The organism is Arcticibacterium sp. (assembly GCF_055134445.1).
In genome coordinates, this window is record NZ_JBSRVI010000034.1 from 49,863 (window position 1) to 67,110 (window position 17,248).

At 37.0% G+C, this 17,248-nt stretch carries 17 protein-coding genes; 11 read left to right on the top strand and 6 right to left on the bottom strand.

Going from position 1 to position 17,248, the window contains the following annotated elements; all coding sequences use genetic code 11:
• The first annotated feature begins 60 nt into the window (after nt 1–60).
• A complete protein-coding gene (locus ACTBZY_RS04195) occupies nt 61–1,455 on the top strand; it encodes an MBL fold metallo-hydrolase RNA specificity domain-containing protein (RefSeq protein WP_463045083.1) in 1,395 nt (464 codons plus the stop codon).
• A 6-nt stretch (nt 1,456–1,461) separates the two neighbouring features.
• Here the strand turns inward: ACTBZY_RS04195 and ACTBZY_RS04200 are convergent, their stop codons facing one another.
• Nucleotides 1,462–2,208: an ABC transporter ATP-binding protein gene (locus ACTBZY_RS04200; protein ID WP_463045084.1), complete on the bottom strand. Its 747-nt coding sequence runs from the start codon at nt 2,206–2,208 to the stop codon at nt 1,462–1,464.
• 9 nt (nt 2,209–2,217) lie between these two features.
• Entirely contained in the window at nt 2,218–2,949 is a 732-nt protein-coding gene (locus ACTBZY_RS04205; protein WP_463045085.1) for an MlaE family ABC transporter permease, read from the bottom strand.
• 82 nt (nt 2,950–3,031) lie between these two features.
• Here ACTBZY_RS04205 and ACTBZY_RS04210 point away from each other — a divergent pair, with 82 nt between their 5' ends.
• From ACTBZY_RS04210 to ACTBZY_RS04235, 6 genes are all read left to right on the top strand, one after another.
• On the top strand, nt 3,032–3,736 hold the full coding sequence (locus tag ACTBZY_RS04210; protein ID WP_463045086.1) for an SDR family oxidoreductase: 705 nt from the start codon (nt 3,032–3,034) through the stop codon (nt 3,734–3,736).
• A gap of 90 nt (nt 3,737–3,826) precedes the next feature.
• On the top strand, nt 3,827–4,249 hold the full coding sequence (locus tag ACTBZY_RS04215) for a DUF5606 family protein (protein WP_463045087.1): 423 nt from the start codon (nt 3,827–3,829) through the stop codon (nt 4,247–4,249).
• Between the two features lie 139 nt (nt 4,250–4,388).
• Nucleotides 4,389–5,312 (top strand): hypothetical protein, encoded by a 924-nt coding sequence (locus tag ACTBZY_RS04220; protein WP_463045088.1) that lies wholly within the window; start codon nt 4,389–4,391, stop codon nt 5,310–5,312.
• A 1-nt stretch (nt 5,313) separates the two neighbouring features.
• A complete protein-coding gene (gene nadA, locus ACTBZY_RS04225; RefSeq protein ID WP_463045089.1) occupies nt 5,314–6,282 on the top strand; it encodes a quinolinate synthase NadA in 969 nt (322 codons plus the stop codon).
• A 3-nt stretch (nt 6,283–6,285) separates the two neighbouring features.
• On the top strand, nt 6,286–6,741 hold the full coding sequence (locus ACTBZY_RS04230) for a hypothetical protein (protein ID WP_463045090.1): 456 nt from the start codon (nt 6,286–6,288) through the stop codon (nt 6,739–6,741).
• A 70-nt stretch (nt 6,742–6,811) separates the two neighbouring features.
• On the top strand, nt 6,812–8,464 hold the full coding sequence (locus ACTBZY_RS04235; RefSeq protein ID WP_463045091.1) for a S41 family peptidase: 1,653 nt from the start codon (nt 6,812–6,814) through the stop codon (nt 8,462–8,464).
• A 4-nt stretch (nt 8,465–8,468) separates the two neighbouring features.
• Here the strand turns inward: ACTBZY_RS04235 and ACTBZY_RS04240 are convergent, their stop codons facing one another.
• The 4 genes from ACTBZY_RS04240 to rseP form a co-directional block, all read right to left on the bottom strand.
• The gene (locus ACTBZY_RS04240; RefSeq protein ID WP_463045092.1) at nt 8,469–8,918 is read right to left on the bottom strand and encodes a hypothetical protein; all 450 of its coding nucleotides are present in this window, start codon (nt 8,916–8,918) and stop codon (nt 8,469–8,471) included.
• 31 nt (nt 8,919–8,949) lie between these two features.
• Entirely contained in the window at nt 8,950–9,417 is a 468-nt protein-coding gene (locus ACTBZY_RS04245) for a MarR family winged helix-turn-helix transcriptional regulator (protein WP_463045093.1), read from the bottom strand.
• Nucleotides 9,418–9,499: 82 nt separating this feature from the next.
• Entirely contained in the window at nt 9,500–10,018 is a 519-nt protein-coding gene (locus tag ACTBZY_RS04250) for a DUF6702 family protein (protein WP_463045094.1), read from the bottom strand.
• Entirely contained in the window at nt 9,993–11,339 is a 1,347-nt protein-coding gene (gene rseP / locus ACTBZY_RS04255; RefSeq protein ID WP_463045095.1) for an RIP metalloprotease RseP, read from the bottom strand. The genes ACTBZY_RS04250 and rseP overlap by 26 nt, the downstream gene beginning before the upstream one ends.
• 358 nt (nt 11,340–11,697) lie before the next feature.
• Between rseP and ACTBZY_RS04260 the strand changes: the two genes are divergently transcribed.
• The 4 genes from ACTBZY_RS04260 to ACTBZY_RS04275 all read left to right on the top strand — a co-directional run bounded on the left by ACTBZY_RS04260 (nt 11,698) and on the right by ACTBZY_RS04275 (nt 17,246).
• Complete coding sequence (locus ACTBZY_RS04260; RefSeq protein ID WP_463045096.1) at nt 11,698–12,675, top strand: YpdA family putative bacillithiol disulfide reductase; 978 nt, start codon at nt 11,698–11,700, stop codon at nt 12,673–12,675.
• 641 nt (nt 12,676–13,316) lie between these two features.
• Nucleotides 13,317–14,018 carry a 3'-5' exonuclease gene (locus tag ACTBZY_RS04265; RefSeq protein WP_463045097.1) on the top strand — a complete coding sequence of 234 codons (702 nt, stop codon included), beginning with the start codon at nt 13,317–13,319 and terminating at the stop codon, nt 14,016–14,018.
• Between the two features lie 202 nt (nt 14,019–14,220).
• The gene (locus ACTBZY_RS04270; RefSeq protein ID WP_463045098.1) at nt 14,221–14,760 is read left to right on the top strand and encodes a heme NO-binding domain-containing protein; all 540 of its coding nucleotides are present in this window, start codon (nt 14,221–14,223) and stop codon (nt 14,758–14,760) included.
• Nucleotides 14,761–14,762: 2 nt separating this feature from the next.
• The gene (locus ACTBZY_RS04275; RefSeq protein ID WP_463045099.1) at nt 14,763–17,246 is read left to right on the top strand and encodes a PAS domain S-box protein; all 2,484 of its coding nucleotides are present in this window, start codon (nt 14,763–14,765) and stop codon (nt 17,244–17,246) included.
• Nucleotides 17,247–17,248: the final 2 nt, after the last annotated feature.

Sequence of the window (17,248 nt, forward strand, 5' to 3'; positions counted from 1 at the left end):
GCATAAATCTACCTGCCTACAAGTTTATAATTACACTCCACTTCAAAAAACCTAATCAATATGAAAGTTCAATTCTTTGGAGCCGCAAGACGAGTTACGGGAAGTAAGCACCTTTTAACCACAATATCAGGTACTAAGATACTTTTAGATTGTGGACTATTTCAGGGTATTGGAACAACAGAATTGAACTCTTCTTTCGGATTTAATCCCGAAGAACTAGATTTCGTTATTCTTTCTCATGCACATATTGACCATACGGGTTTACTACCAAAATTAATTAAAGATGGTTTTAAAGGCACGGTATATTGTACGCATGCCACCAAAAGCCTTTGCGAAATCATGCTCATGGATTCTGCAAGAATTCAAGAAACAGATATAAGAAGAATTAATAAAAGACGGAGAAAAAGAGGTGACGAACTGCTAGAATCCCTTTATAGTGAAAAGGATGCCCAAGACGCTATTGACCTAATGGAAACTAAGGGCTACCATACTAAATTTGAAATAGAACCTGGTGTAACATTTAGCTTTTATGAATCAGGTCACATCCTTGGCAGTGCTGGCATATATATAGAATTCCTTGAGGATAATCGTATGAAGTCCTTATTCTTCACTGGAGATATAGGAAGGCCTAACGATAAAATCTTAAGAGAACCAGAGGCCTTTCCCCAGGCAGACTACATCATCTCTGAATCTACTTATGGTGATAAATTGCACGAACCCGAGCCTGACATGAGAGCTCACCTTTTAAGGGTCGTGAAAGAAACTTGTGTAGTGAACAAAGGGAGGCTAATTATTCCTGCTTTCTCGGTAGATAGAACACAGGAATTGATTTACGCATTGGATGTATTAGAAAACGAGGGGAAACTCCCTAGAATACCTGTTTATATAGATAGTCCACTTTCTGTGAAAGCTACGCTAGTAATGCGTAAGCACGAAGAGGAGTTCAATCCCGAAATCTTGGATTATATAAAAAGAGACGGAGACGCATTTGGATTTGAAAACCTTAACTATATCACCAAAGTAGAAGACTCCATCGCCATCAATAATTCTAAAGAGCCTTGTATTATCATATCTTCTTCTGGAATGGCAGAGGCAGGGAGGATAAAACATCACATCAAAAACAACTGTGAGAACCCTAATAACACCATTCTAATCGTAGGATATTGTTCTCCGAGCTCATTGGGCTATCAAATAAAAATTAAAGCTTCTGAGATAAGAATATTTGGCGATACCTTTAAACTAAACGCCAATGTGGAAGTTATGGATTCATTTTCTGCTCATGCAGATTACCAAGAAATGATAAGCTACCTAGGCTGCCAAGATGCATCAAAAGTTAAAAAGGTTTTTCTTGTTCATGGTGAAATAGAAAAGCAAACGGCCTTTAAAACAAGGCTCGAAAATGTAGGTTTCAAGAATATTGAAATCCCTCACCACAAAGAAGCTTTTCAAATTTAAGCTCAATCAACCTCTCAATTGCCTCAAAGCATGATTAGAGAACACAAATTCATCCAATTCTTGAATGTGGGTGGTTAATATGGATTGGCTATTTCCTTCCCAAAGTTTTTTGCCTTTGTGAAGAAACATGATATAATCACCAATAGAAAGAACCGAATTCATGTCATGAGTAATAACCACAGTGGTAATCTCATACTCGTCGGTAATTTCCTTAATAAGCTCATCTATTTTTATGGCCGTTAGCGGGTCTAAACCAGAATTGGGCTCATCGCAGAAAAGATATTTAGGATTCATAACTATAGCTCTAGCTATACCAACCCTCTTTTTCATTCCCCCCGAAACTTCAGAAGGCATTAATTTACCAGTACCTTCCAATCCTACTCTTTGCAAACAAAACTCTACCCTATCCCTCTTTTCCGACTCAGACATTGTAGTTAACATCTTTAAGGGAAATTCTACATTCTGATAAACGGTTTTTGAGTCAAACAAGGCTCCTCCTTGAAAAAGAACACCCATATCTCTTCTAATATCCTTCTTATCCTCCTCTTCTTGTAGCAAAAATCTTCTTCCGTCATACAGCACTTGCCCTTCCTCCGGTTTAACTAAATCTAGCATACACTTAAGAAGAACGCTTTTACCTGTTCCGCTAGCACCTATAACCAAACTCGTTTTTCCTTTTTCAAAGATTCCACTTACGCCGTAAAGGATCTGACGACCATTAAAAGATTTAGAGATGTTTTTTATTTCTATCACGGCTAATTATCAGGTTAAAAGTTCTGCTAATAAATAATCTGCCACCAAGATGGCTATACAGCTATTTGTAACAGCGGTGGTGCTGGCTTGCCCCACCTCTAAAGCACCGCCTTTGGTATGGTAGCCTTTATAAGCAGAAATGGTGGTAATGAGAAATCCAAAAACGAAGGATTTCACTAAAGCAATGATAATATTATAGGGAACAAATGACGTTCTAATACCATAAATGTATTCTTCAGGTGTCAAAATCCCTGTCATGGTACCAGCCAAATAGCCGCCGTAAATTCCAAGGAAATCCGACAGAATGGCCAATAAAGGGAAAGTAATCATAGCCGCTAAAACTTTGGGCAGTACCAGATAAGAGGAAGCATTAATACCCATCACTTCAAGGGCGTCTATCTGCTCCGTAATCCTCATGGTTCCTAGCTCACCAGCAATATTAGATCCTACCTTCCCTGCCAAAACTACACACATAAAGGTGGAGGATAGTTCTAAAAGCATCATATCTCTAACCACATTACTCACAATGTAATTAGGAATAAAGGGGCTTACAAGGTTGGCATAAATCTGAACACAGGTTACCGCCCCTATAAAAAAGGCCACAATAGAAACAATAAAAACAGAATTTATACCAATTTTGACACACTCGTCAATAAACCTCTCCCAGTAAACTTTAAAAGTTTCCCGTCTAATAAATAGACTACCGAGGAAAAGGAAAAAATTTCCAACTATAGAAAGCATTTAGCGGATGTTTTAAGCTTACGCAAATTTAATAAATTGATTGGGTATGCAATATCAACTAGTTTTGTGCAAAAACCGAACCATGAACAAAGTTGCTGTAATTACTGGTGCTTCTAAAGGAATTGGAAGAGCCATTGCTGAAAAATTCGCTTCACAAGGCATTGACCTTATTATCACATCCAGAAATAAAGAGGATTTGGAAGTAATCAAAATTAAGTTGGAATCGGAAAATAATATTTCTGTTCACCCTTTTTCTGCCGACTTAAGTGAGAAAAAAGGGGTAACATCCTTCGTGGAATATGTTAAAGGCTTGGGTTTACCCATTCATATACTCGTAAATAATGCCGGCGTATTTATCCAAGGTACGCTAATGGATGAAGAAGAAGGTTCTTTGGAAAGTCAAATAAACACCAACCTCTATTCTGCTTACCATACCACTAGGGGATTGATAGACACCATTCGAAAAACCGAAAACGCCCATATTTTCAATATTTGCTCTATAGCCAGCCTTCAAGCCTATCCAGGCTCTGGTTCTTATACCATTTCTAAGTTTGCCCTTCTGGGTTTCACCAAGTCATTACGGGCTGAACTTATCCCTGAAAAGATAAAGGTAACTGCAGTGATGCCTGGAGCCACCTATACCAGCAGTTGGGAAGGTTCAGATATGCCTGAATCAAGGTTTATAGCAGCTACCGATATAGCGGAATCTATATGGTCTGCCTACAATCTTTCACCGTCTGCGGTCGTTGAAGAAATCATCATTAGACCGACGGAAGGAGATCTTTAGTAGGACGCTTTTTAAAAATCTTAGGAATACATGATAATTGCGAAAGTTTAAAATTCTTACTTTTGCAGTCAAATTTAGAAAAACAATAAAATGGAGGCTTTACAAGATGTAGCACATATTTCTGGAAGACCAGGATTATTTAAGATTATTAAACCAGGACGCTCCGGTGTAATAGTGGAGAGCATGGACGGTAATAAAAAAAGGGAGATTGTTAATGTAAATGCTAAAGTATCTGTTTTAAAAGATATTTCTATTTACTGTGAAGAGTTTGAGAAATCAACCCCGCTGTCTGAAATATTCACAACCATTCGTGAGCAAAACGGAGCAAAAATTGATTTTGATGTAAAAAACTCAACACCGGAAGACTTTTTCAAGTTTTTTGCAGTAGTCATGCCCGATTTCGATAAAGACAGAGTTTACTCTTCAGATATTAAAAAAATAATTCAGTGGTATAACCTTCTTTCAACTGCAATGCCCGAGTTGTGGGAAGCAAAAAGCGAAGAAGATGAGTAATAGCAGCACTTGCTTTTAATCCTTAATAAGTCAATAAGACCCATGTAAAATAAATTATGGGACTTATTGACTACCACAACTTATGAATAGAATCCAAAACTTTGTAATTTGGTAACCTCATAACGACAAAATCTACCCAATGAGACGTCTTCTTATTTTGTTTATTTTATTTCTGGCAGCTCATTTTGTGCAGGCACAATCGGACTGTTTACTAACAAGAAGTGCTACAATTACCGGCAAGGGTCAAGAATCTGAGCTCATTAACAAATATAACCTCAACAGGAGTCTCATTGAGGAAACCAGAACAATCCCCAACTCTCAAGGTGGTGGTTCCTATACTACCAAAAAGGTATTTGAATATAACGAAAAGGGGTATTTAAGTAAAATCTCTGAATTTGTGAATGACGAATTCAAAACCTCAATCCTTAGAACCTACGACAGGCTCGGTAATCTAATTTCTGAAACAGAAGGCAAAAAGCCTAACGGACTAAATAATATCATCAATAAGCTCACCTCCTCAAACGGCACGGAAGTTAAACTTTACTTTGATGCTAATAACGGTATCAGTGGAAAAGAAGTTACCGAAAAAAACGACAAGGGGGATGTGGTTAAATATGAAATGCATAATGCCAAGGGAGAAGTAAACCTCTCTAAAGAATATAAATACAACAGCTCTTCAAAAGAAACATACTACAAAAGAAATGACGTAGTTGGTGGAATGATTGAAGTGACCTTTTCTGATTACAATAACGAAGGAAAGATAGGAAAAGACAGCACTTTTCTAAACAATAAATTGATTGCTAAAACACTATATACCTATACCAATGGCTATTTGACCAAAAAATCTCGGTATGGTAGAAATAACATTTTGGAATACGTTATTGATTATAGCAATAATGCACAAGGAAAAATTTCGGAAGAGCGTTTTATATATAATGCCAACCTTCTAAGCGTTGTAAAAAACACTTATGACGCAAATGGCAACCTGATTGAAGAAAAACGCTTTGATAAAAACAACGAACTTTTAAGAACTAAAATTCAGGAATTCACCTGTCCTAATTGATATGGAAGCAATAGTAGAAGAGAAGATTGACTATGTGGCTGAAATTGCCAGATTAAAAAAGGAAAAGAATGCTGTCATTCTGGCCCATTACTATCAAACCTCAGACATACAAGATATTGCAGATTATATTGGTGACAGCCTAGGTCTCTCTCAACAAGCGGCCAAAACAGAAGCGGATATTATTGTTTTTGCAGGTGTGAGGTTTATGGCAGAAACTGCCAAAATATTATCTCCAAGTAAGAAAGTAGTCCTACCAGATATTAACGCTGGTTGCTCTTTAGAAGAATCTGCTCCCGCAGATAAATTCACAGCTTTTAAAGCCAAACACCCAGAAGCTGTCGTAATTTCCTACGTTAACTGCTCTGCGGAGCTCAAAACACTTACGGATATTGTTTGTACCAGTACCAATGCTATTAAAATAGTAGAAAGCGTACCAAAGGACAAACAAATAATTTTCGCTCCGGATAAAAACCTTGGGGACTTTCTAAATCGTAAAACAGGAAGAAACATGATTCTTTGGGATGGAGCATGCATGGTTCACGAAGCCTTCTCTGCAGAGATGATTGCCGACCTTAAAGCGAAACACCCTCAGGCTACCATTATAGCCCACCCAGAAAGCGAAAAACCTGTTTTAGATAACGCGGAATACATTGGCTCTACCACAGGCTTATTGAAATATACCATTAACAGCCCTTCAAAGGAGTTCATAGTAGCTACGGAATCTGGTATTATTCATCAAATGAAGAAAGCCTCTCCCGATAAAATATTCCATGTGGCTCCAACAGTCAAAAACGGGCACCCCTGTGTTGCTTGTGCAGACTGCCCACACATGAAACTAAATACAATGGAGAAACTTTACAGATGCCTATTAGACGAAAGTCCAGAGATTTTACTTTCTGATGAAATTCTCGAAAAAGCTAGAGCTCCAATAGACAGAATGTTAGAAATTTCGGAAAAGCACGGTCTTTAATGAATGATTAGCAATATTGCTTCATGGGCGGCTTGGTTCCTATTAATGAGTGCTTTGTATTATCATTTACAGCATCAAGAGGTGAATTCTGGAAATGCTCAAATGCTTATTTATGATATTACGAATAGTACTACGAATGACGCAAAAGCCAGACCCTTGATATTTCTATCTATTTCTGCTTTCGTTTTATTTGTCCTTCATCTGGTAAAAAAAGCAGACCCCTCTATTTTTAACTCACCCTTACCAAAGGAAAAAGGCTCTATGGCTAATTCCCATGCTATCGTCATTGAGCTTATATCCATGATTCAATTATGGATTGGAGGCCTTGCATTATTGCTTTGCAAAAAAACATCATCGGAAGACTTTCAAGCCATGCACAGTTTATGGTTTTACATAAGCCTTTTGGTATTTATAGTTCTAATTTACATATTAAGGATGCACAAACACCAAAAGAGCTAAAAATTGCTTTCCTTTGAGAAACTAAATTACATCCATTAGAAGTTATTAACAGAGCTTAAAAGAAAAGAGAATGGAAGAGAAGAAAAAAATAAAGAATAGCAAATTCGCCATAAGAATCCCCATTATTGTAGCAGTTACTTTAGCAGCGGGTATACAGATCGGAGCAAAATTCTTCAGCGACCAAAACATGGTCGGCGATGTTATTAAATCCTCTAGTAAGTTTAAGGAGATCCTGACTTATATAGATAGAAGCTATGTTGATCCTGTAGATACGGATTCTCTTGCGGAATATGGTATTACCAAAATGCTAGAGAAGCTAGACCCCCATACTGCTTACCTTCCAGCTAAAGAAGCTGAGTTGGCCATGTCTGAACTTCAAAATGGTTTTGACGGAATAGGTGTAGAATTCAATATTTTCAATGACACCGTTTACGTAGTTACTCCTTTGTCTGGTGGCCCTTCGGAAGAAGTTGGCATCTTAAGTGGCGATGCTATTTTAGAGGCTAACGGCACCAAATTAACCGGAGAAGAACTCAGTACACGTCTTATTTTCAATACACTTCGTGGCGAAAGAGGCACCAAGGTCAAGATGAAAATAAAAAGAAAAGGCTTTAAGGAGCCTTTGGAATTTACAGTTATTAGAAACAAGATCCCTACCTATTCTGTAGACGCCTCTTATCTCATGGATGATAAGAAAACTGGCTATATCAAAATAAATAGATTTTCAGAAACCACTTACGACGAGTTTTTGGACGGCCTTAAGGGTTTAAAGAAACAAGGGATGACACAGCTTATCCTAGATTTAAGAGGTAACCCTGGAGGGTATCTAGAAAGAGCCACAGCCATAGCAGATGAGTTTATTTCCGGAAATGACGTTTTGGTATATACAGATGGGAAAGATGACCGAAACGACCGCAAAATGTACGCTAGAAAGGCTGGAATCTTTGAAAAGGGTGCATTGGTAGTATTGGTGGACGAAGGCAGTGCCTCTGCCTCGGAAATTGTATCTGGAGCACTTCAAGATTACGACAGAGCTTTAATTATAGGAAGGAGGACTTTTGGAAAAGGTTTGGTTCAAGCCCCCATTTCTCTTTCGGATGGTTCTGAGCTAAGATTAACCATTTCACGATATTACATTCCTTCTGGTAGAAGTATTCAGAAACCGTACACTTCAGGGGATCTGAATGATTATTATGGAGAATTAGGTGAAAGAGCCCAGCACGGTGAATTTTTCAATGCCGATAGTATTAGAAATGATCCTAAGAACTTATACAAGACTAAAGGAGGCCGTACCGTTTATGGTGGTGGCGGAATAACCCCAGATGTGTTTGTAAGCAGAGATACTACACATATCAGTAAATACTTAATGGAATTGTATGGCACTAACGTGGTTAGGGAATATGCTCTCATCTATGCAAATGACCATGCGGAAGCCTTGAATAAGATGTCTTTAGATGCTTACATCAAGTCTTTCAATGTTTCTGAAGCCATGTTAAAAGAAATTGTAAAGAAAGGCGAAGCTATAGGCATTAAATATGTAGACAGCGATTTCAAGAAATCTAAAGGATTTGTACAAAATCAAGTTAAAGCTCTTATAGCAAGGAGTATATGGAAAGACCAAAATGGTTTAAGTAATTCCTTTTACAGGGTCATCGGCAAAGACGATGAAATGTTAAAAGCTGCCATGGGTCATTTTGAAGAAGCACGAAACCTAGGAAGATAAAATCTTATTTCCTGGAGAAATTATAAGCGATACCGAGTCTGGTTCTTAAAAGGCCAGACTCGTAGTCGCTAGCCACATAAGGAGATAACTCAAACGCCACCTGAACCTGTGGGTATTTTTCAAAAGGTGCTGATCTTACGCCAGCATTAAAAAAGAACCCTTCATATATATTCCCAGAATTTTGGAAAGTAGCCAGATAATTGAACCTCATTCCTCCACCTAAGTAAAACCTTCCTTTAGCGTTTCTATTTAAATTTATCGCTGGTGCCACCTCTGTTCCCAATGAAGAGAAAAATGAGTTTGTTTGGAATCTTAAATCCAACCACAACCTAGACTCAGGGTTGGTAGATACCGATAAAATGGAGCTAAATGGATAATAAGCCACGCTTTGCGAATTAGCCGTATAGCCACAAGCCAAAATAACGGACAAAAGAAGAACACCTTTTTTTAGCATAGAAAAGTATAATAGCTCAAAAGTATAGAAATTAAATCATTTCTAAAGCCATTAGACCTGCTTTGGGATCTGAAGTTTGATTTTCTACCGTCGCCTTGATTTTGTCCAATACTTGAATAAATATGGTTAACTCATCTTCTGATATGACATCCCCTATCGCTTTATTAAAAGCAATCACTCCTTCTCTTGCAAAAGACCTCTTGGCCTTGCCTTCTTTGGTCAGAAAAACATTGACAAATCGTTTATCTTTGACATCCGTCTCTCTATAGATCCAACCCTTCTCCTCTAATGATTTAAGCATTCTGGTAAGGCTTCTAGGTTCCATTCCTATAGAAGGACCTATTTTAGTGGCTGGGGTACCATTATCCATGTCGATGTTTAGAAGAACATAGCCAATAGACATAGTCATGTCATTCTGAGCAGCATAAACATTGTACATTCTAGAAATAGCATGCCATGTCCATTTGATATGGAAATCTATTGTTTCTTCTTTCTTCATGATTCAGAGTAAGTTACTAACATCACAAAGTTAGATCAGAAATATTATTATGCAAGCATACCATTTAAAGAAGTTCTATGACTTAAATTGGAAATTTTTGCAGTTTATTATCAGAAGAAAAAATCAAAGTATGACGCTCTTTAGCATTCAAAACATTAAGAAGATTGCTTTGATCATCAAATACTTCCATAAAAATACTGTTCAAAATACTATACCCTTTAAGCTCGCTAGTCTTATTAAGTTCTAGATATATCCAGGTCGCGTCTGCTTCTGCCTCCATACCCAGATAGTTGGCAAACCTAACCTCCTTACCTTTGACAAAGGCAAAATGTTTTTTAATATACTGTTTCACAAAAGGTTCAGAACTGTCAGAAAAAATGTCAATTTTGACTCCTGGATTGCTTACCTCCACAGACTTTTGGAAATCATCGGTAAATACCCTTAACGTAATTTCGTATGAATTAGAAGCTTCGTTAAGTCGCATTTCCGTCAGGGACGTATGAAAATCGTGTCTTCCGATACCCAAACTTAATAAGGAGCAAAGGAATACCACGTATTTCAAACTTTGGCTCATTTTAAAATAAAGCTTGCATGGTGTCATTGAACATAATCCAAGCCAACAAACTAAGTAATATAACCATACCCACTTGCTGGGTTCTTTCCATAAACTTAACCGACGGCTGACGGCCAGATATCATCTCGTACACGAGTAAAACGGCATGTCCTCCGTCTAAAGCAGGTATCGGCAGTAAATTCATAAAGGCTAATGCCATAGATAGCATTCCTGTAATCATCCAGAAACGTGTCCAATCCCATACACCACCGTAAAACTTTCTTGCAATTCCTACTGGACCCGCCATGGCCTTTCCTGCAGAAACTTGACCCGTAAAAATCTTCTTGAAGCCCTTAATATTATCTGTTATAACAGAAAATGCTCTACCAGAACCCATCACAAACGCCTGACCGATCCCTAAGTCAACATGCTCATATTTTAAATCAGGAATAGACTGAAAACCTAATTTCCCATCTTCGGTAAATGTTGGTTTTATGGCAACGGTGTCATCTCCTCTTTTAACCATTAACTCCACCTCTTTACCAGAATTTTTCCCGGCCAAGTTTGTGAACTGATGATAGTACATAATGTTCTCTCCATTAAGAGAAACTATCTTGTCACCTTCTTTCAGTCCAGCTTCAGAAGCAGGCATGTCGGGCATCACTTCACCAACAGAAAAAGTTTGCACCGCATCGATAAAACCTTCACTATTTTCATCTGAAAGTTTCTCATACAAATCGTTTGGAATAGGAATCTCAATGGTTTCACCATCTCTTAAGACCGTATAGTAAACGTTTTCTCCAAGAAGTACGTCAGATCCCATGGCTTCCGAAAAGGTTTTCACCTCTTTTCCACCTACGCCTAATATTTTATCTCCCGTTTTAAGACCTATCTCTTCCGCTACTGGATGTGCCACAATTCCTAACTTATTGACCTCTTCCATTGTTAAGAAGTTGTCACCCGCTTTATAAGTCATTCCCCAAAATATAAGGACTCCTAAAACGATATTGACTATAACGCCGCCTAACATTACGATCAACCTTTGCCATGCCGGCTTGGCTCTAAATTCATAAGGCTTTGGTTCCGAAGCTAACTTTGAAGCATCTTTGGTTTCATCTATCATACCTTCAATATCCACATAGCCTCCCATTGGAAACCAGCCGATACCATATTCAGTATCTCCCTTTTTCTTCTTCCAAAGGGCAAAGTTCAGCACATTTGGCAGTGGAAATAAAAAGTCAAAAAAGATGTAAAATTTATTTACACGGATTCCGAACATTCTAGCGGCAATAAAATGCCCCCATTCGTGTAATCCAACTAAAACAGTCAAGCCTAGCAAAAGCTGTCCGGCCATTATAAATCCTTCCATATCTTATTTCCTGTACCCAAACAGGCATCTTTTTAGTCTGTTACTTTACTTCCTGGGTGATGAAGTATATTATATGCTCTTGAAATTTCTATCGTGCAAACTCTTAATGGTTTACGGGGTGCAAAAGTCGCCTTTTCTGAGCGACAAAACAATCCTTTAGCCACAATTAGCTTTAAACGAGTCAAAAATGAAACACAAATAATTTAACGCTCGTTCAGAACCATTTAATATTTCAACTCTGTTGTATTTCCAAAGCCAAGTTATTTTAAAGGTTCAATCGCATTTCTTACATACAAGCTTTTGAAGTATCTTAAATTTTGACAACTACTTTTTAAGCATTTACAGACGCCAAATCATTATGAATATATTCGATATTGCCATCATTGGAGCAGGACCTATAGGTCTGGCTTGTGGTATAGAAGCACAAAAAGCCGGACTAAGTTATGTTATCCTAGAAAAAGGAACTCTCGTAAATTCGCTATATCATTATCCACTAAACATGACTTTTTTTAGTACTTCTGAGCGACTTGAAATTGGCAATGTTCCCTTTATGTCTATCAATTCTAAACCCACACGTACAGAAGCCTTAGAGTATTACCGAAGAGTTACTAACCAATGGAACCTGAATGTCAAACTCTTTGAAGAGGTAGAAAAAGTAAGCCCGAAACAGGATTTATACACCATAAAGACCAGTAAAGAAGAATACATGGCCAAAAGTGTCATTATATGTACGGGTTTTTATGACATTCCAAATTTAATGGGGATACCAGGTGAAGGTTTACCAAAAGTGACCCATTATTATAAAGACCCCAGTTTCTATACCTTTCAAAAAGTATTGGTAGTTGGCTCCAATAATTCTGCTGTAGACGCCGCCATGGAAACATGGAGAAAAGGAGCGGAAGTAACCATGGTGATTCGTCAAAAAGAAATTGGCGACCGCGTCAAGTATTGGGTTAAACCCGATGTGGAAAACAGAATAAAAGAGGGTTCCATAAAAGCCTATTTCGATTCTTCCATCACGAGTATTGAAGAACGACAAGTGACTATCAAAACCCCAGAAGGTGAAAAAACAATTCCAAATGATTGGGTAATAGCCATGACAGGCTATCAACCGAACCTTCCTTTTCTTAAAAAAGTGGGCATAAACCTTTCTGAAGACCAAATCTTAAAACCTCAATACAACGAAGAAAGTATGGAAACCAACCTCCCCAATATTTATTTGGCCGGAGTGGTATGTGGTGGAATGAACACCCACAGTCTTTTCATTGAAAATTCTAGAATACATGCTGAGCAGATTGTGAATGCTATTTTAAAAAAAATTAATGCTTATTTTTGAATATGAATGAGTTTAAGTCAAATAAAACGGCCATTAGGTGAAGAACAAATGAAGAAAGTGAAAAACCTACATTTGATCTTTCGCACCCCATAAGCATTCAAGAAAGATTGCAAGCTGCCGCATTTCTCAATGCACAGGCTTGGGGATATGATGTAGAAAATCCTCCCAAGATGAATGAATCCCTTTTTTCAAATCGAACTTTATCCGAATAGAATATTTGATTCATATTTTTATATGATTATCTATTTGCATTAGGCAATGCCAAAGTAAAGAATATCTTCATTGTGGTTATTCCGTGTTGTTCATTGCTTCTACAGAACCACTGTTGATTGGGTCTTCGGCTGAATCTACATCGGAAACCTCTAGCTTTTAGACCATTGCTCTTAGCCAATTTGGTAGGTTCACCCGTTTCTTTACATCTACACCCATATTGAAAGGCTTGAACTTTACAGATACTCATGAGCAATCTGTCGCCTTCGAGAAACAAGAACTTGAATAAGAAAGCTGCTTGAAACATCTTATTGCCTTAAAAAAAGCTACTGGAAGACATAAATGATATAAAAAACTCCGAGGAGACCAGAACTCCTAAAATTCTAAAGTCCTAAAAATTTCTTACTTTGGTAGAACAATTTCACATCAAGATGGATCCACTTCTCTTTAACATACTGTTTCTGGACATAGAAACTGCGGCACAAAAAAACAATTACAACGAACTTCCTGATCGATTAAAACCTCTTTGGGATAAAAAAGCCGCTTATCTAAAAAATGACGCCGAACTTTCTGCAGCAGAAATGTATAAGGATAGGGCGGCCATCTATGCCGAATTTGGACAGGTGATTTGCATAGGCATTGGAGGTCTATATCTGGAGGAAAATAAGACTTTGAAACTTAAAACTAAAGTGCTTTCTGCCAATTCAGAAAAGGAACTACTAGAAGACTTTTCAGCCATTTTAGACAAACATAAGGCAAAAAACTCCTTACAGCTCTGTGCTCATAATGGTAAAGAGTTTGACTTCCCATACCTTTCTCGCAGAATGCTTATAAATGGTCTAAAACTACCTGATGCCTTAGACCTTGGAGGCAAAAAGCCTTGGGAAATCAACCATATTGATACTATGGAATTATGGAAATTTGGCGATTATAAGAAATTCACTTCCTTAGACTTACTGGCAGCTGTTTTTGACATTCCAAGTAGTAAATCAGACATTTCCGGTGCGGACGTCAATCGGGTTTATCATGAAGAAAATGATTTAGAAAAGATTAAGGAGTACTGTGGAAGGGATGTGGCTGTTTTGGCTCAGCTATTTTTAAAGATGCGGGGTTTAAATTTATTAGTGCTGTAAAATCTTTATCGATTTATTTATAGAGAATGACATTCAACCCATTCAGGGTTTAAACACACTTCTTTCTCTTTTTATTCACAAAGCTCCGCCGACTCCGGTATAAACTAGAGATTACCTACATATCCCCAGAGCAATAGAAAATGTGAAATAATGATGATTACTTATCAAATTGTAGTAGTTTGAACTACATAAAATTGTATAAATGAAAGGAATTATATTTACTGAATTTCTAGAGATGGTGGAGGAAACCTTTAGCTACCAGATGGTTGACGACCTTCTTACCATGGAAAGCTTACCATCTCAAGGTATTTACTCGGCAGTAGGCACCTATTCACATAAAGAAATTATAACCTTGGTTGGTAATCTTCATAAAAAAACAAACATTCCTTTAACAGTTTTATTAGAAACGTTCGGGGAGCACCTTTTTAAATCTTTAGAACAGGCCTATGGAAGTCTATTTGCAGATATTAATAATGGTTTGGATTTGTTGAATTCTATTGAAGATCACATTCACGTTCAAGTAAAAAAACTTTATCCTGATGCAGAACTACCCACTTTCAAAGTCATTGAGAAGACGGATAAAAAAATAATTATGGAATATACTTCCGACAGAAGAATGGCCGATTTAGCCGTTGGACTAATTCGTGGATGTATGAAACATTATAATGAAGAGGCTAGGATTAGTAAAAACCTATTGGCAGAAGACGGACGAGTAGTATTGTTTACGATTGAAAAGATTTAGGAATGAATTTGAACGAAGAAGTTGAACTTTTAAAGAAACGAATCAATAGGGAAAAGCTTGCCAGACAGTCAGCTGAAGAAATTCTAGAGGAAAAAGCTTTGGAGCTCTATCATACGAATGAAGAATTAAGACTTTTGAATGAAACTCTAGAAAAAGAAATACTAAATAGAACCGATGATTTAGTTAAAAGTAGGCTTCGTTATGAACAATTGGTAGAATCTGCCAACGATATTATTTATGAAGTAGATGCTAATGCCAATGTTATTTATGCAAATCAAGCAACTTATAGGATACTTCAATGTGAATCAGATGAACTTGAAGGGCGAAATGTGTTTAATTTAATTGCGGATAGTCATAAAGAATTAGTAAGGAATTCTTTCAACGATTGTATTAAGAAAAAAGAGCCCAAATTATATGTTGAATTCCCCTGTATTAGGAAAGACGGAGAAATAATATGGCTAAGCCAAAACTTCCAAAACGAGTTTATTCGCATAAATGAAAAGTCTGTTTTTAAAGGCGGTAAAGGGGTTGCTAGGGATATAACAAGTCAATATATAGCACAGAAGCAGCTTGAGATAAGTGAGGAGAAATATAGGAACATAATGGAGAATATGGATTTGGGGTATATTGAAGTTGACCTCAATGGTATCATAGTTAGGGCATATGACAAATTTTGTCAGATGACCGGCTACTCAAAAGATGAGCTTATCGGTAAGGTTGCGAACAACATTCTACTGCCAGAGGAATATAAGCCCCTATTGAGACTTCAGGATGAGTCGAGATTAAGGGGAGAAGTAAGCAATTATGAAATTCAAATGAAAAAAAAGAATGGGGATCTACTTTGGGTTTTAATCAGTGGAGGACCCGTTTTTGATGAAAAGGGAAAAACAATTGGTTCTGTAGGCATTCACTATGATTTATCCGAACAGAAAAACGTCCAAGCGGAACTGGCTTTGGCAAAAAAACAAGCTGAGGAATCACAAAAAGTTGAGCACGATTTTTTGGCCAATATGAGCCATGAAATTAGAACTCCCCTTAATGCCATCATTGGAATGTCGCATCTTCTTTATGACACCAATCCGTCTCAGGAGCAATTGGAATATTTTAATATCATAAGAAATTCTGCAAATTTTCTGCATACGTTAATATCTGACATTTTGGATATGGCAAAAATTGAAGCGGGGAAAATTGAGCCAAAAAGTGAGCCTTTTGACCTAATTGGGTTGTTAAATACGCTTCAAAGAACTTTTGAATTAAAAACCACTAAAAAGAATCTTTCTATAACAATTGATATAGACAGTAAAATTCAAAACCTAATTATAGGAGATGAAACTCTTCTAAATCAGATTCTTTTAAATTTAGTGGGCAATGCCGAGAAATTTACCGAAAAAGGTACAATCAGCCTTAAGGCCAATATTATTAATGAAGAAAATAATGTCTGTAACATTCAATTCACTGTTCAAGACACCGGTATTGGGATTTCTTCAGAAAGGCTTGAATTGATTTTTGAAAAATTCAAACAATTAAGTTCTAAACAACAATCAAAAACAAAAGGCACCGGATTAGGGTTAGCGATAGTTAAGGAATTAATAGAACGAATGCAAGGTAGCATCAGTGTAAAAAGTGAGTTAGGTTCTGGTTCTATATTTAGTTTTGAACTGCCATTCATAAAAACCAATACGCCGCGTAAAAATCAAATTGGTTTGTTAGAGAATGATGCCACAGATTTTTCTAATAAGCGTATATTATTGGTAGAAGATAATGCCATGAACAGGTTATACGCAACTAGACTTCTTAAAAAATGCGAAGTGAATGTAATACACGCTTCTGATGGGCTTGAGGCTATGAAAATGATTAACAAATATCATTTTGACTTGATTTTAATGGATATTCAAATGCCTAATCTTGATGGTTATGAAACCGCTATACAGATTAGAAATACTATTAACATCAATAAAGTTACACCAATCGTGGCATTGACGGCTTCTGCATTGGCAAAGGAAAAAAGAAAAGCCCTTGATGCGGGAATGAATGACATTTTAACTAAACCATTTACTCCAGAAGAAATGAACGTGTTACTTAGTCATTTTTTTAAAGATCCCAGGATAAAAGCCAATCTTGAAGATAATCTCAAAAATGACATTAGTATTAATAGAGAACGATTAGGAGAGATTTATGCAGGAGATAATGATTTTAAGAAAATGGTTTTCGAAACATTTTTGGAAGAAATACCTCCACAAATGGAAGAATTTCATTTATTAGTAAAAAATCAAAATTGGAAAGAGGTAGCTAGTCTAGCACATAGAATAAAACCATCTTTAGGGATGGTAGGACTTTCGGAAATTGAAGAAGACTGTAGAATTATAGAAGTGACTATAAAATCTGATGGTATTAATGAACACGTAATTGCCATTGCTCATCGATGTATAAATAATTTCGAAAAGTACATTGAACTTATTAAAAAGGAATTACAAGAAACGGGCTAAAA